Annotated in this window: 12 protein-coding genes and 1 tRNA gene; all 13 read right to left on the bottom strand. The window is 66.9% G+C overall.

What is annotated here, in order from left to right; translation table 11 throughout:
- Window positions 1-26: 26 nt before the first annotated feature.
- Window positions 27-2,753: a translation initiation factor IF-2 gene (infB, locus tag CKO33_RS04700; RefSeq protein WP_200179808.1), complete on the bottom strand. Its 2,727-nt coding sequence runs from the start codon at window positions 2,751-2,753 to the stop codon at window positions 27-29.
- A 95-nt stretch (window positions 2,754-2,848) separates the two neighbouring features.
- A complete protein-coding gene (nusA, locus tag CKO33_RS04705; protein ID WP_200179809.1) occupies window positions 2,849-4,354 on the bottom strand; it encodes a transcription termination factor NusA in 1,506 nt (501 codons plus the stop codon).
- Between the two features lie 91 nt (window positions 4,355-4,445).
- Entirely contained in the window at window positions 4,446-4,892 is a 447-nt protein-coding gene (gene rimP, locus CKO33_RS04710) for a ribosome maturation factor RimP (RefSeq protein WP_200179919.1), read from the bottom strand.
- A 168-nt stretch (window positions 4,893-5,060) separates the two neighbouring features.
- A tRNA-Met gene (locus tag CKO33_RS04715) sits at window positions 5,061-5,137 on the bottom strand.
- A gap of 38 nt (window positions 5,138-5,175) precedes the next feature.
- Complete coding sequence (locus CKO33_RS04720) at window positions 5,176-5,523, bottom strand: DUF2818 family protein (RefSeq protein ID WP_200179811.1); 348 nt, start codon at window positions 5,521-5,523, stop codon at window positions 5,176-5,178.
- Between the two features lie 7 nt (window positions 5,524-5,530).
- The gene (gene nuoN / locus CKO33_RS04725; protein ID WP_200179813.1) at window positions 5,531-6,973 is read right to left on the bottom strand and encodes an NADH-quinone oxidoreductase subunit NuoN; all 1,443 of its coding nucleotides are present in this window, start codon (window positions 6,971-6,973) and stop codon (window positions 5,531-5,533) included.
- An 18-nt stretch (window positions 6,974-6,991) separates the two neighbouring features.
- On the bottom strand, window positions 6,992-8,506 hold the full coding sequence (locus CKO33_RS04730; protein ID WP_200179815.1) for an NADH-quinone oxidoreductase subunit M: 1,515 nt from the start codon (window positions 8,504-8,506) through the stop codon (window positions 6,992-6,994).
- A gap of 54 nt (window positions 8,507-8,560) precedes the next feature.
- Window positions 8,561-10,561 (bottom strand): NADH-quinone oxidoreductase subunit L, encoded by a 2,001-nt coding sequence (gene nuoL / locus CKO33_RS04735; protein ID WP_200179817.1) that lies wholly within the window; start codon window positions 10,559-10,561, stop codon window positions 8,561-8,563.
- 4 nt (window positions 10,562-10,565) lie between these two features.
- Complete coding sequence (gene nuoK, locus CKO33_RS04740) at window positions 10,566-10,871, bottom strand: NADH-quinone oxidoreductase subunit NuoK (protein WP_090483814.1); 306 nt, start codon at window positions 10,869-10,871, stop codon at window positions 10,566-10,568.
- A gap of 150 nt (window positions 10,872-11,021) precedes the next feature.
- Window positions 11,022-11,615, bottom strand: coding sequence for an NADH-quinone oxidoreductase subunit J (locus CKO33_RS04745; protein ID WP_200179819.1), 594 nt, complete (start codon window positions 11,613-11,615; stop codon window positions 11,022-11,024).
- 16 nt (window positions 11,616-11,631) lie between these two features.
- A complete protein-coding gene (nuoI, locus tag CKO33_RS04750; protein ID WP_200179821.1) occupies window positions 11,632-12,123 on the bottom strand; it encodes an NADH-quinone oxidoreductase subunit NuoI in 492 nt (163 codons plus the stop codon).
- Between the two features lie 14 nt (window positions 12,124-12,137).
- Window positions 12,138-13,199: an NADH-quinone oxidoreductase subunit NuoH gene (gene nuoH, locus CKO33_RS04755; protein WP_200179823.1), complete on the bottom strand. Its 1,062-nt coding sequence runs from the start codon at window positions 13,197-13,199 to the stop codon at window positions 12,138-12,140.
- A 15-nt stretch (window positions 13,200-13,214) separates the two neighbouring features.
- Entirely contained in the window at window positions 13,215-15,599 is a 2,385-nt protein-coding gene (nuoG, locus tag CKO33_RS04760; RefSeq protein ID WP_200179825.1) for an NADH-quinone oxidoreductase subunit NuoG, read from the bottom strand.
- Between the last annotated feature and the right edge of the window lie 18 nt (window positions 15,600-15,617).

Here is a 15,617-nt window from a genome sequence, read left to right on the forward strand (position 1 = left end):
GTTGGGGGAAGGAAGGGCGGGCGCGGTTACAGCGTCCGCGCCACCTCCACGCGATGATAGACCTCGATCTGATCCCCGGGCTTGACGTCGTTGTAGTTCTTCACCGCGATACCGCATTCGGTGCCGGTCTTGACCTCGTTGACGTCATCCTTGAAGCGGCGCAGGGATTCCAGTTCGCCCTCGTAGACCACCACGTTGTCCCGCAACACGCGGATGGGATTGCCGCGCTTGACGCTGCCCTCCACCACCAGACAGCCGGCCACGGCACCGAACTGGGAGGACTTGAACACATCCCGCACCTCGGCCAGGCCGATGATCTCCTCGCGCAGTTCCGGCGACAGCAGCCCCGACAGGGCCTGCTTGACGTCGTCGATGGCCTCGTAGATGACGCTGTAATAGCGCAGGTCGATGTCCTCGTCCGCGGCCGCCTTGCGGGCCCCGGCATCGGCGCGCACGTTGAAGCCGATGATGATGGCCTTGGAGGCCGCGGCCAGGTTCACGTCGGACTCGGTGATGCCGCCCACACCGGCGGCCACGATCTTCACCTTCACCTCGTCGGTGGACAGCTTCTCCAGGGAATCCCGCAGTGCCTCGGCGGAACCCTGCACGTCCGCCTTGAGCAGGATGTTGACCACCGGGGCGGCCCCCTCCTGCATCTGGCTGAACAGATTCTCCAGTTTGGCGGCCTGCTGCGTGGCCAGCTTGGACTCGCGGAACTTGCCCTGACGGAACAGGGCCACCTCCCGGGCCTTGCGCTCGTCGGCGGTCACAAGGACATCATCCCCGGCGTTGGGCACGCCCGAGAGCCCCAGGATCTCCACGGGGATGGAGGGCCCGGCGGACTTCACCGGCTTGCCGTTCTCGTCGAACATGGCACGCACGCGGCCGTATTCCTGCCCCGAGAGGACGACATCCCCCTTTTGCAGGGTGCCGGACTGCACCAGCACCGTGGCCACCGGGCCGCGCCCCTTGTCCAGCTGGGACTCCACCACCACGCCGCGGGCCGGTCCCTCCCGGGGGGCCTGGAGCTCCATCAGTTCCGCCTGCAGCTGGATGGCCTCCAGCAGGGCGTCCACCCCCTCGCCGGTGATGGCCGACACATGGACGAACTGGGTATCCCCGCCCCACTCCTCGGAGATGACGTTGTGCTGGGCCAGTTCGCTCTTCACCCGGTCCGGGTCCGCCTCGGGCTTGTCGATCTTGTTCACGGCCACCACCATGGGCACCTCACCGGCCTGGGCATGCTGGATGGCCTCCAGGGTCTGCGGCATGACGCCATCGTCGGCGGCCACCACCAGGACCACCACGTCCGTCACCTTGGCCCCACGGGCACGCATCGCGGTGAAGGCGGCATGTCCCGGGGTGTCCAGGAAGGTGATGCCGGTGCGGTCCTTGAACGGTACGTGATAGGCGCCGATGTGCTGGGTGATCCCCCCCGCCTCGCCGGCCACCACCTTGGTCAGGCGGATGTGGTCCAGCAGGGAGGTCTTGCCGTGGTCCACATGCCCCATCACCGTGACCACCGGCGGACGCGGCAGGGCCTCGCCCTGTTCCTCGGCCTCCAGCACCAGTTCGTCCTCCACCTCGCCTTCCTGCATGGGCTTGGGGATGTGCCCCATCTCCTCCACCACCAGGGTGGCGGTGTCCTGATCGATGGTCTGGTTGATGGTGGCCATCACGCCCATGCCCATGAGGGCCTTGATGAGTTCGGGGGCCTTGATGGCCATCTTCTGGGCCAGTTCGCCCACGGTGATGGTCTCGGGCAGGCTGACCTCCCGCACCACCGGCGCCGTGGGTTTCTCGAAGCCGTGCTTGGACGGGGTCTGCGGGGATGCCGCGCGGCCACCCTTGCCCTTGCCGCGGCGACCCCGCTTTTCGCTGGCCACGTGCAATTCCTCACGACGGGACTTGCTGTCCTCGTCCCGACCCTTGCCGCGACGGCGACGCCGGGGCTGATCCGACGAAGGCGCCGGGGCCGCCTCTCCGGCAGGGGGGGCGGCGGGAGCAGACGGGGCGGCGGCGGCCGCGGCCCGGGCCTCGGCCTCGCGGCGGGCGGCCTCTTCGGCAGCACGACGGGCGGCCTCCTCCGCCTCGCGGCGGGCCTCTTCCTCGGCGGCCTTGAGGGCCTCCGCCTCCAGGGCCTTGCGCTTCTCCTCTTCCTCGCGGCGCCGGGCCTCCTCTTCCTCCGCGCTGGGCACCGCTTCAGCGGCCGCGCCGGGGGCCTCGGCAACCTGGGTCTCCTGTTGCGGAGCCTCCTGTTGCGGAGCCTCCTGCTGCGGGGCCTCCTCCTGCACCGGCATCTCCTGCTGCGAACGCCCGGGCGGGGTCGTGGTCTCCCCTGCCGGTTCCGACTGCGGCCGTGTCGTGGCCGCTGCCACCGGCTGTTCCTTGTCCGCGGCCGCGGGTTTCTCCGGGGCGGCGGCTGGCGTGGGGGCGGCCTGTGGCGCTTCACCCCCCTTGACGTAGGTGCGGCGCTTGCGCACCTCGACGCTCACCGTCTTGGAACGCCCCTGAGCCCCGGAAACCTTCAGCTCCGTGGTACTGCGGCGTCGCAGGGTGATGCGGCGGCCACCGTTCTCCTCGGAGCGGCCATGGGCCTTGCGCAGGTGCTCCAGCAACTGCATCTTCTGCTCTTCGGTGACCAACTGATCGGGATCGGCGACGGGCACGCCGGCCTCGGACAGCTGTTCGAGCAGCCGCTCCACCGGTGTTCCCACCACTTCGGACAACTGTTTCACCGTAACGTCGGTCATGTGCCGTTACCTCCGATCTCAATGCTTCCGCAGACCCGGCCGCGGCCCAAAAGGCCGCAAGGGGCGCGCACGGCGGGCGCGCGGGTCCGTCTGACTTACGCGTCTTTGGCCTGGTCCGCAAACCAGGGGGCACGGGCCGCCATGATGAGGCTCGCCGCCTTTTCCGGGTCCAGGCGGGTCTGTTCCACGAGATCGTCCACCGACTGCTCGGCCAGATCCTCCATGGTACAGATCCCCTGCCCTGCCAGCTGCCGGGCCAGCTCCGGGTCCATGCCTTCCATGGCCAGCAGGTCCTCGGCGGGTTCGCCCCCCTGGAACTGCTCCTCCGAGGCGATGGCCCGGGTGAGCAGGGCGTCGCGGGCACGCCCGCGGAGTTCGTTCACGATCTCCTCGTCGAACTCCTCGATCTGCAGCATCTCTGCGGTGGGGACATAGGCCACCTCCTCGATGCTGGAGAAACCCTCCTGCACCAGGATGGCGGCCACCTCCTCGTCCACATCCAGGTTGTCCATGAACAACTGCTGCAGCTCGGCCGTCTCCTGCTCCGTCTTCTCCTGGGCCTGCTGCTCGCTCATCACGTTCAGCTCCCAGCCGGTGAGCTGGGAGGCGAGCCGCACGTTCTGCCCGCCGCGGCCGATGGCCTGGGAGAGCTTCTCCTCGGAAACGGCGATGTCCATGCTGGAGCGGTCCTCGTCCACCACGATGGACAGCACCTCCGCCGGAGACATGGCGTTGATGACGAACTGCGCCGGATTCTCGTCCCAGAGGATGATATCGATGCGCTCCCCCGCCAATTCATTGGAAACGGACTGCACGCGGGAACCGCGCATCCCCACACAGGCCCCCACGGGATCGAGCCTGGGGTCGTGGGAGCGTACCGCGATCTTGGCGCGCATTCCCGGGTCCCGGGCCGCACCCATGATCTCGATCAGGCCCTGACCCACTTCGGGCACCTCCAGCTTGAACAGTTCCACCAGAAATTCCGGGGCGGTGCGGCTGATGAAGAGCTGCGGGCCCCGCTGTTCGGCGCGCACCTCCCGCAGATACCCGCGCAGGCGATCGTTGGGGCGCACCGTCTCCCGGGGGATCATCTCCTCCCGGGGGATGAAACCCTCGGCATTGCCCCCCAGGTCCAGGAAGACGCCGCTGCGCTCCGAGCGCTTCACCGTACCCATGAGCAGTTCGCCCACCCGGTCCTGGAACTCCTCCACCACCTTGGCCCGTTCCGCCTCGCGCACCTTCTGCACGATCACCTGCTTGGCGGTCTGGGCGGCGATGCGACCGAATTCCACCGACTCGATGGGGGTCTCGATGTAGTCGCCCACCTGCACCTCGGGATGGTCCTGGATGGCATAGGAATAGAGGATCTGCCGCTCGGGGGACTCGAATTCCGGGTCCTCATCATCCACCACGCGCCAGCGTCGGAAGGTCTCGTAATCCCCGGAGTCCCGGTGGATGCTCACACGCACGTCGATGTCACCACCGTGCTTCTTGCGCGTGGCCGAGGCCAGGGCGGATTCGATGGCCTCGAAGATCACGCCCTTGTCGACGCCCTTCTCGTTGGATACGGCATCCACCACCAGCAGGATTTCTTTGCTCATTACAAACGACTCCAAATCGCTATGCCCGGCCCGCCCCACTCTGGGGTCGCCCGGGTCGCCGTCATCTCAGATCGGGCCGCCGCGAGGGCCCTCATTGCCCCGGCCGCGGCACGAGGCGGGCCCGGGTCACGGCCTCCAGGGGCAGGCACACCCTGCGGCCGTCCACTTCCAGTTCCACGCTGTCCTCTCCCACGGACCGGATCACACCCCTGAAGTTGCGCTGCCCCTCCACCGGCCAGGCCGTACGCACACGCACCTCCTCGCCCTGATAACGCTCGTAATGCGCCGGTTCGAAGAGGAGGCGGTCCAATCCCGGGGAGGACACCTCCAGGCGATAGGGCACAGGGATGGGATCCTCCACATCCAGCACACCGCTCACCTGGTCGCTCACTGCGGCGCAGTCGTCCAGGGTCACCCCCTGGGGGGCGTCGATGAAGAGCCTGAGCAGGGCGCTGCGGCCCTGGACCCGGTACTCCAGGCCCCAGAGCGCATACCCCATGCCGGTGACCACCGGGCGCAGCAATCGATCCAGTTCCAGGGAATCCTGTCGCACACCGACCCCACAAACAAAAAATGGGCCCCAGGGCCCATTCATGAATACCGCCGGAGACGTTGCTTGTACCGTCCGCATCCCGGATCGGGATCCCGGGCGGACATGCATCGTCCGGCTAATAAAAAGGCCCCGGAAGGGGCCTTTCAAGGTACCTGGTAGCGGGGGCAGGATTCGAACCTGCGACCTTCGGGTTATGAGCCCGACGAGCTGCCAGACTGCTCCACCCCGCAACTGAGGATTTGAATGATAACCCCTTGCCCCGGGAATTTCAACCCCCCGTGGTCCTTTCCATCGGGGGGCGCCGTTTCAGATGACGGCGCAGGTCGTAATGATAAACGAACCCGGGAAAGGCGAACACCGCGAACAGCATCAGGGTGATGGCATAAAAGCCCCCACCCTGGGGGTGCAGGGTCCCGGTGAGATACCGCTCCAGCCCCATCCCCAGGCCCAGCATGAGACCGTACAGGAGGACCCATTCCAGTATCCGCCAGGCGGCACCCTTCTCCTCTCCCCGGGGGGGGAGGAGAAAGAGGATGCGCCGGGTGATCCACGGCAGGTTGGCCGCCAGGATCAGGACGGCGATGTAGCCCACGGCGGTCCACTGGATCGTGTTCATCGCTGCATTATCGCACGGCCGCCGTGAGGGACATCAAGACCCCGGGGAACAGCCCCAGGGCGATCATGGCCAGGCCGTTCAAGGACAGCACCACGCCGAAGTCCCCGCTGCGGGTCAGCGGGGCGTCGTCCACGGGCTTGTCGAAGTACATGAACTTGACCACCCGCAGGTAGTAGAAGGCCCCGATCACCGACATGATCACGGCGAAAAGCGCCAGCCAGATCAGGTCCGCCTGGATCACCGACTGCAGCACCGCCAGCTTGGCGTAGAACCCCACGGTGGGCGGAATGCCCGCCATGGAGAACATGAGCAGCAGCATGATGAAGGCGAACCAGGGGCTGCGGTCGTTCAACCCCTTGAAGTCCTCCACCTGATCCGCCTCGAACCCCTTGCGGGACAGGAGCACGATCATGCCAAAGCCCCCGGCGGACATGAGGGCGTAGACCAGGACATAGAACATGCCCGCGGCGTAGCCCTGCTCGTTACCCACCATCAGGCCCATGACCACGAAGCCGATATGGGCGATGGTGGAATAGGCGAACATGCGCTTGATGTTGGTCTGGGCGATGGCCACCACGTTGCCGATGGCCAGGGACAGCACCGCCAGCACCAGGAGCATGCCGCTCCAGCTCTCCTGCAGGGGGGCCAGGCCGTCCACCAACAGGCGGATGGCGATGGCGAAACCGGCGATCTTGGGGGCGGCGCTGATGAACAGGGCCACGGGGGTGGGGGCCCCGTGGTAGACATCCGGGACCCACATGTGGAAGGGCACCGCCCCCAGCTTGAAGCCGACCCCCACCACGACGAAGGCCAGGGCGAACACCAGGGCCAGGTTCAGGTCCGGGGAGGTGAGCCCGGCGACGATGCCCGCGGCCACCCCGGTGAGGTTCAGGCTGCCGGTGATGCCGTACAACAGGGACATACCGTAGAGCAGCATGCCCGAGGCGATGGATCCCAGCACGAAGTACTTCATGGCCGACTCCGAGGCCGCGGAGACGTCCCGGTTGAAGGCCACCAGGGCATAGAGGCTCAGGGCCAGCAGCTCCAGCCCCAGGTACAGGGTGAGCAGACTATGGGCGGAGATCATCACCATCATCCCCAGCACCCCGAACAGGCCCAGGACGTAGAACTCCCCCTTGTACAGATCCCGGGCCTGGAGATAGGGCCGGGCGTAGAGGAACACCACCGCCGAGACCAGGAGCACGGCGGACTTGAGCAGGTCCGAGAGGGGATCGGCCACGTAGCTGCCGCCGAAGGTGATGCGCGGGTCCGGTGTGGCCAGGACCAGGATCAGGGCGACGCCCCCCAGCAGGGTGAACTGCGTCAGGCCGTAGGTGATATGGCGCCGCTCCTGGGGCAGAAACAGATCGATCACCAGGATGGCGCAGGCCATGAGCATGACCGTCAGCTCGGGGAGGACGGGAGCGAAATCCGGCAGATGGAGGTTCATATCGGTATCCAGTCGCGCTTAGAGCTTGGAGACGGCGATGTGCCGCACCAGGTGGTCCACGGTTTCGTTCATCACGTCCAGCAGCGGCGCCGGCCACACCCCCAGCAGGAGCACGGCCACGGCCAGCACCCCCAGCACCCAGAACTCGCGGCGGTTCAGGTCCTGCAGCTGGGCCACCTGGTCGTTGGCCACCTCGCCATAGATCACCCGTTTCACCAGCCAGAGGGTGTAGGCCGCCGCCAGGATCAGGGTGGTGGCCGCCAGGAAGGCGATCCAGAAGTCCGCCCGGAAGCTGGCCAGGATCACCATGAACTCGCCCACGAATCCGGAGGTGCCCGGCAGGCCGGCGTTGGCCATGGCGAAGAGCACGAACAGGGCCCCGAACCAGGGCATGGTGTTGGCCACGCCGCCGTAATCGGCGATGCGGCGGCTGTGCATGCGGTCATAGAGCACCCCGATGCAGAGGAACAGGGCCGCCGAGACCAGGCCATGGGAGATCATCTGCACCATGCCGCCGCTGATGCCCAGGGCCGCCCCCTGCCAGTCGCCGGTGTTGGCGAAGACCATGAAGGGGATGAACAGCCCCAGGGTGACAAAGCCCATGTGGGCGATGGAGGAATAGGCGATGAGCTTCTTCATGTCCTGCTGCATCAGGGCCACCAGCCCCACGTACACCACGGCGATGAGGGACAGGGTGATCATCAGCCAGTCCAGGGCCATGCTGGCGTCCGGCAGGATGGGCAGGCTGAAGCGCAAAAAGCCGTAGGTGCCGATCTTGAGCATGATGGCCGCCAGGATCACGGAGCCGCCGGTGGGGGCCTCCACGTGGGCGTCCGGCAGCCAGGTGTGCACGGGGAACATGGGGATCTTCACCGCGAAGGCCAGCAGCATGGCCAAAAACAGCAGGATCTGGGCGGTCATGCCCAGGGGCACCTGATGCAGGTCCAGGATGGCGAAGCTGCCCGCCTGGACGTAGAGATAGATCAGGGAGATGAGCAGGAACACCGACCCGAAGAAGGTGTAGAGGAAGAACTTGAGGGTGGCGTAGATGCGGTTGGGCCCGCCCCAGATGCCGATCACCAGGAACATGGGGATGAGCATGGCCTCGAAGAAGACATAGAACAGCACCGCATCCAGGGCGGCGAAGACGCCGTGCATGAGCCCCTCGAGGATGAGGAAGGCGGCCATGTACTGGGAGACCCGGTACTGGATCACGTCCCAGGCGGCGATCACCACCAGCACCGTGGTGAAGGCGGTGAGCAGGATCAGCGGCATGGAGATCCCGTCCACCCCCAGGTGGTAATGGATATCGAAGACCTGGATCCAGGGCACCCACTCCTGGAACTGCATCTCATGGGTGCCGCGATCGAAGTACACGAACAGGGGGATGCTGATGAGGAAGGTGAGCACGGCGAAGGCCAGGGCCAGGCGCCGCGACGCCTCGGGCACCCGGTCCCCCAGGATCAGCACCATGAGCCCGCCGAGGATCGGCGTCCAGATGACAAGAGACAGCAGTGGCCAGTCAGCGAACATGAAATCGTCCCAATGGAAACCCGCGTTGAATCCGTTGTGGTGCCCGGTCCGGCCTCAGAGGGCAAAGGCCAGGATCAGCCCCAGCAACCCGATGATCATGGCGAAGGCGTAGTGGTAGAGGTAGCCGGTCTGGCCCAGCCGCAGCCGGCCCGCCGCCCAGCCCACCGCGCGCGAGCTGCCGTTCACCAGGAGCGTGTCGATGATCAGGGCATCCCCGAAACGCCAGAGGAACTGCCCCAGGCGGCGGGTGCCACCGGCGAACACCGCATCGTTGAAGGCGTCAAAGCCATAGCCCCGTTCCAGCGTCGCATGCAGCCAGGGGAGGCGCTCCCGGGCCACCCGGGCGATCCCCGGACGGCGCAGGTAGATGTACCAGGCGCTCACCAGCCCGGCCATGGCCAGCCAGAAGGGGGGCATCATCAGCCCGTGGGCGAGATAGCCCCAGACCCCGTGGTAGTGATGTCCCAGCTCCGCCAGCACATCCCGGGACGGGTCCACCTGCAGGACGCCATTGAAGAAATCCCCGAAGAGCAGCGGCCCGATGAGATAGCCGGCGAAGACCGAGGGGATGGCCAGCAGCACCAGGGGCAGGGTCACCACCCAGGGGGATTCCCTGGGTTCCCCCCCAGATCCATGATGGCCATGGTGGCCATGATCTTCGTCATGGCCATGCTCCGGCGGCGGGGCATGGCGGAAACGCTCCTCGCCGTGGAACACCATGAAGAACATGCGGAAGGTGTACAGGGCGGTGACAAAGACCCCCGCCAGCACCAGCACATAGGCGAAACCGGCGCCGGGAGTGGCGGACAGGTGCACCGCCTCGATGATGCCGTCCTTGGAGAAAAATCCGGAAAAACCCGGGAAGCCGATCAGGGCCAGGGCCCCGATCAGGGCGGTGACATAGGTCACCGGCATGTACTTGCCCAGCCCCCCCATGCGCCGCATGTCCTGCTCGTGGTGCATGGCGATGATCACCGAACCGGCCGCCAGGAACAGCAGCGCCTTGAAAAAGGCATGGGTCATGAGGTGGAAGATGCCCGCGGCATAGGCCGAGGCCCCCAGGGCCACGGTCATGTAGCCCAGCTGGGACAGGGTGGAATAGGCCACCACCCGCTTGATGTCGTTCTGCACCAGGCCGATGAGCCCCATGAAGAAGGCCGTGATGGCGCCGATCACCAGGATAAAGCCCAGGGCCGCCACGGAATGCTCGTACAGGGGCGACATGCGGGCCACCATGAAGATCCCGGCGGTCACCATGGTGGCGGCATGGATCAGGGCGGAGATGGGGGTGGGACCCTCCATGGAATCGGGCAGCCACACATGCAGCGGCACCTGGGCCGACTTGGCCATGGCGCCGATGAAAAGCAGGATGCAGGCCACGGAGAGCAGGGACCACTCGGTGCCCGGCAGCAGGCTCAGGGTGATGCCCGAGAGCTCGTCGGCCCGGGCAAACAGGGTGGCGTAGTCCAGGCTGGAGGTGTGCAGCACCAGGGCGGCGATGCCCAGGACGAAGGCCATGTCCCCCACGCGGTTGACGATGAAGGCCTTGAGGTTGGCGTAGATGGCCGAGGGCCGCCGGAACCAGAAGCCGATGAGCAGGTAGGACACCAGCCCCACCGCCTCCCAGCCGAAGAACAGCTGCAGGAAGTTGTTCGCCATCACCAGCATCAGCATGGAAAAGGTGAACAGGGAGATGAGGGCGAAGAAGCGCTGATAGCCCGGGTCATCCCGCATATAGCCGATGGTGTAGATGTGCACCATGAAGGAGACGAAGGTCACCACCAGCATCATCAGGGCCGTCAGCCGGTCCACCAGAAAGCCCACCTCGAAGCGGAAGCCATCCGAGACCAGCCAGGTGTAGACACTGTCGTTGTAGGGGGCCGCCCCGGCCACGGCGTGCTGCCAGAAGACATATGCCGACAGGAAAAAGGACACGGCCACCCCGGCGATGGTGACGCTGTGGGCCCCTGCCCGGCCCACCTGGCGTCCCAGGAGCCCGGCGACCGCGGCCCCCAGCAGCGGGGCCAGCACGATGGCGAGATAGATCGATTCCATGGTCTTACCCCTTCATCTCGTCCAGATCCTGGACGTTGATGGTCTCGCGGTTGCGGAACACCAGCACCAGGATGGCCAGGCCGATGGCCGCCTCGGCGGCCGCCACGGTGAGGATGAAGAACACGAACACCTGCCCCACCAGATCCCCCAGGTAATGGGAGAAGGCCACGAAGTTCATGTTCACCGCCAGCAGCATGAGCTCGACGCACATCAGCAGGATGATCAGGTTTTTCCGGTTCAGGAAGATCCCGGTCACGCTGAGCGCGAACAGGATCGCCCCGAGAACGAGGTAATGCGACAGAGGAATCATGGTTGGTCCCGTTGTTTGGCCCTGCGCAGGTCTCCCGACGCCGCCCGCCCAGGTGGTTTCAGCCCAGGACCGGCGGCGCGCAGGCCACCCCCGGAAGGCCCTTCGGCCTCCGGCAGTGGCCGGCTCCCCGGCCCGCGGTTGCGTTCCCCTTTATTGTTTTTCGCTGTGCATCTTCACCATGCGCACCCGTTCGTTGCGCCGCACCCGGGCCTGACGCCCCGGATCCAGGTGAAGGGTCCCCGGCCGCCGCCGCAGGGTCAGGGCGATGGCAGCGATGATCGCCACCAGCAGGATCACGGCCGCGATCTCGAAGGGATAGACGTACTCGGTATAGAGCAGATGCCCCAGGGCCGCGGTGTTGCTGTGATCCGCCGCGGCCCGCTCCGGCCCGGGGATGCGAAACACCCCGGCGCCCACCACCATGGCCATCAGCCCCATCATGCCCACGGCCACCACCAGCCCCACCGGCAGGAAACGGGCGAACCCCTCCCGCATGCGGGCGATGTTGATGTCCAGCATCATGACCACGAACAGGAACAGCACCATCACCGCCCCCACGTAGACCAGCACCAGGAGGATGCCCAGAAACTCCGCCTCCAGCATCACCCAGTGGAAAGCGGTGGCGAAGAAGGCCAGCACCAGGGCCAGGGCCGCGTGCACGGGGTTGCGCACCGTGATCACGGCCACCGCCGCAGCCACCAGCACGGTGGACATGGCATAGAACAGGATCTCTTCCACAGTCATGATCGGGGCCTCCTCCTCAACGATAGGGCGCGTCGGCGGCGCGGGCGGCCGCGATCTCGGCCTCGTACTTGTCCCCGATGGCCAGGAGCTTCTCCTTGGTCATGATCTGCTCGCCCCGGGTCTCGAAATGGTAGTGCTGGATATGGGTCTCCACGATGGAGTCCACCGGACAGGCCTCCTCGCAGAAGCCGCAGTAGATGCACTTGAACAGATCGATGTCATAGCGCGTTGTGCGCCGCGTGCCGTCCTCCCGCGGGGCCGATTCGATGGTGATGGCCAGGGCCGGACATACCGCCTCGCAGAGTTTGCAGGCGATGCAGCGCTCCTCCCCGTTGGGATAGCGGCGCAGGGCGTGCAGGCCGCGGAAGCGGGGGGAGATGGGGGTGTTCTCCTCCGGGAACTGGACCGTGATCTTGCGCCTGAACAGGTGCCGGCCGGTGAGCTTGAGCCCCACCAGCAGCTCCCACAGCATGAAGGTCTTGAAGAACTGCACAATCGCCGTGGCCATGATCATTCCCTCCTTCAAGCGAACCACGGGCCCAGGCCGAAGGCGACGGCCACACCCTCGAGGAAGAGCCAGACGATGGTCACGGGGATCAGCACCTTCCAGCCCAGGCGCATGATCTGGTCATAGCGGTAGCGGGGGAAGGTGGCGCGGAACCACAGGAACAGGAACAGGAAGAAGGCCGTCTTCGCCAGGAACCAGTGGATGCCGCCGTCCAGGACCCAGCCGATCACCGGCAGGGCAAAGGCCGCCTGCGGCAGGAGGCCCTCCAGGGGGGAGAGCCAGCCGCCCAAAAACAGCAGAGCCGTGAGGGCGGAGATGAGGATCATGTTGGCGTACTCCGCCAGGAAGAACACGGCGAAGGCCATACCGGAGTATTCCACATGGAAGCCGGCCACGATCTCCGACTCCCCCTCCGCCACGTCAAAGGGCGCCCGGTTGGTCTCCGCCACCCCCGAGATGAAGTACACCAGGAACAGGGGCAGCAGCGGCAGCAGGAACCAGTGGTACACGCTCCCCCGCTGTGCCTCGACGATCTCCCCCAGGTTCAGGCTGCCGGCGGCCATGATGACCCCCACCAGGGCAAAGCCCATGGCGATCTCGTAGGAGATGATCTGGGCCGCCGAACGCAGGGACCCCAGCAGGGCGTAGCGGGAGTTGGAGGCCCAGCCGGCGACGATGATGCCGTACACCCCCAGGGAGGTGAGGGCCAGGATGTACAACAGACCGGCGTTGATGTCGGCGATGGCCATGCCGTCGTCGAAGGGCACCACCGCCCAGGCCGCCAGGGACGGGGCGATGGCCAGCACCGGCGCCGTCAGGAACAGATAGCGGTTGGCATTGGTGGGGACGATCACCTCTTTGGTGAGCAGCTTGAGGGCATCGGCGATGGGCTGCAGGAAGCCCCGGGGCCCCACCCGGTTGGGCCCGATGCGGATCTGGATGTAGCCGATGATCTTGCGCTCGGCGAAGGTGGTGTAGGCCACGGCCAGGAGCAGCGGCGTCAGCAGCAGGGTGATCTTGGCCGAGATCTGCATGATCACCGGCAGTCCTTCCCAGTATTGAACGATGGCTTGCATGCTCGGACCCCGATCTCAGACCTTGTTCAGTTCCACCGCGCCGTGGCTGCGGCCCAGGTTCCGGGTGGCGGCCACGCCCACGGGGAGCCAGACACAACCCTCCGGGATGGCCTCATCCAGTGCCAGGGGCAGGCGCGCCGAGAGCCCGTCCTGACGCACCTCCACCTGCCCCCCCTCCTCCAGTCCCAGGGACCGGGCCTGGCGGGGATGGATCCGGGCCAGGGCATGGGCCCCGGCATCCTCCGTCGCCTGCAGGGGGGCCGCCCGCCGCACCAGGGAATCCACCGCATAGGGCCCCACGGCGCCGATGCGCTGTAATCCGCCGGTGGCCTGCGGGACCGCCAGGGGCGAACCGTCATGGCGGTGGATGGTGTCAAAGCCCTCCACCCCGGCGGCCTGGAACCGTGCCTTGAGGGCGTCGCGCACCTCTTCGGAGGAGAGGTACTCGAAATCCCCAAGGCCGCTCATATTCCCCAGCACCCGCAGCACCTTCCAGGCCGGCCGGGTCTCCCCCGGGGGCTGCGCGGCCCCGGCCACGCTCTGCCAGCGCCCCTCGGCGTTGACATAGGTGCCCGAGGTCTCGGCGAAGGGGGCCACCGGCAGCAGGACATGGGCCACGCGCTTGAGGGCCTCCCCGGCGAAGGGGGTCAGGGCGGCCACGAAGGCGGCCGAACCCAGGGCCTTCATGACCCGTGCCGGATCCTCGCAGTCCATGTCCGGCTCCACGTTCAGCAGCAGGCAACCCTTGAGGCCCGGCTGCAGCCATTGGTCCGATGTCTGCCCCGCCGCCTCCAGGGATTCACCCGCGGGGCCGCGGTGCGCCACGGCGCCGGCGAGCCAGGCCCCGGCGGTATTGCCGCCCTCCGGGAGATACCCCAGGGTGGCGCCGGTGGTCTCGCAGACCAGCCCCGCCAGGGCGCGCAGCAGGGCGAATTGGGGATGGGCATGGGCCTGCACCCCCAGGAGGACGCGGGCCCCCTCCCCTTCTGCCAGGGCCCGGGCCATGGCCTGGACGGGTTCGTCCGTCCGGGCCGCCTGCAGCAGCGCCTCGAACCCCTCGGGTGCATTGCGTCCGGCCCGCTCCAGGGCGGCCCGGGCCACCCCCGCCAGGGCCAGGACCATGCCCCGGGGATCGGCGCTCAGCGTCTCGGCGACGGGGAAGTTGAAGGGCACCTGACGGGGGTTGATGGCCATGATCCGGGCGCCGGCCAGGGCCGCCTTGCGCAGGCGGTGGCCCGCCAGAGGCTGGTCCTTGCGGATCTCCGAGCCCACCAGCAGGCAGGCGCGGGTCTGCTCCAGGGCCTCCAGGGTATCCCCCAGATAGGGGAACAGCGGGGCCCGGTCCTGATCGCTGAAATCGCTCTGGCGCAGGCGGTGGTCCAGGTTGCGGATGCCCAGGCCCCGCAGCCACTGCTGCGCCAGGTAGAGCTCCTCCACGCTGGCCTGGGGCGAGAGCAGGGCCCCACAGGATCCGGCCGGCTGCCCCCGCAGGCCTTCCACCACCCGCGCCAGGGCGGTCTCCCAGTCGGTGGTCACCCACTGGTCCCCCTCGCGGATCATGGGGGAGGTGAGCCGGTCGGGGGCCGCCAGACCGGTGTAGCTGAAACGGTCGCGGTCGGAGATCCAGGTCTCGTTCACCGCCTCGTTGTGACGGGGCACCACGCGCATGACCCGCCCGTTGTAGGTGTGCAGGTGAAGGTTGGAGCCCACACCGTCGTGGGGCGACACGCTGGCATGCTGCACCAGCTCCCAGGCACGGTAGGTGAAGCGGGAGGGTTTGGCGGTCAGGGCGCCCACGGGGCACAGATCGATGACATTGCCGGAGAGCTCGGAGGTGACCGATTTCTCCACGAAGGTGCCGATCTCCATGAACTCGCCGCGGCCGGTGGCCCCCAGTTCCCGCAGGCCGGCGATCTCCTCGCCGAAGCGCACACAGCGGGTGCAGTGGATGCAGCGGGTCATCTCCGTGGCGATGAGGGGACCGATGTCCTTGTCCTTCACCGCCCGCTTGGCCTCGCTGTAGCGGGAGACATCCTCGCCATAGCCCATGGACACGTCCTGGAGCTCGCACTCCCCGCCCTGGTCGCACACGGGGCAGTCCAGGGGGTGATTGATGAGCAGGAACTCCATGGTGGCCTTCTGCGCCGCCAGGGCCTTGGGCGAGCGGGTCCACACGCGCATGCCCTCGGCCACGGGGGTGGCGCAGGCGGGCATGGGTTTGGGGGCCTTCTCCACCTCCACCAGGCACATGCGGCAGTTGGCGGCCACCGACAGCTTGTCGTGGTAACAGAACCGGGGGATGCGGATCCCCGCCTCGTCCGTCACCCGGATCAGCATGGTCCCCTTCTTCGCCTTCAGGGGGATGCCGTCCACCTCGATGTTGACCAGATCCTCACTCATGCTCTGCTTCCCGTTGCA

This window comes from Ectothiorhodospira mobilis (assembly GCF_016584115.1).
GTDB classification, from domain to species: domain Bacteria; phylum Pseudomonadota; class Gammaproteobacteria; order Ectothiorhodospirales; family Ectothiorhodospiraceae; genus Ectothiorhodospira; species Ectothiorhodospira mobilis.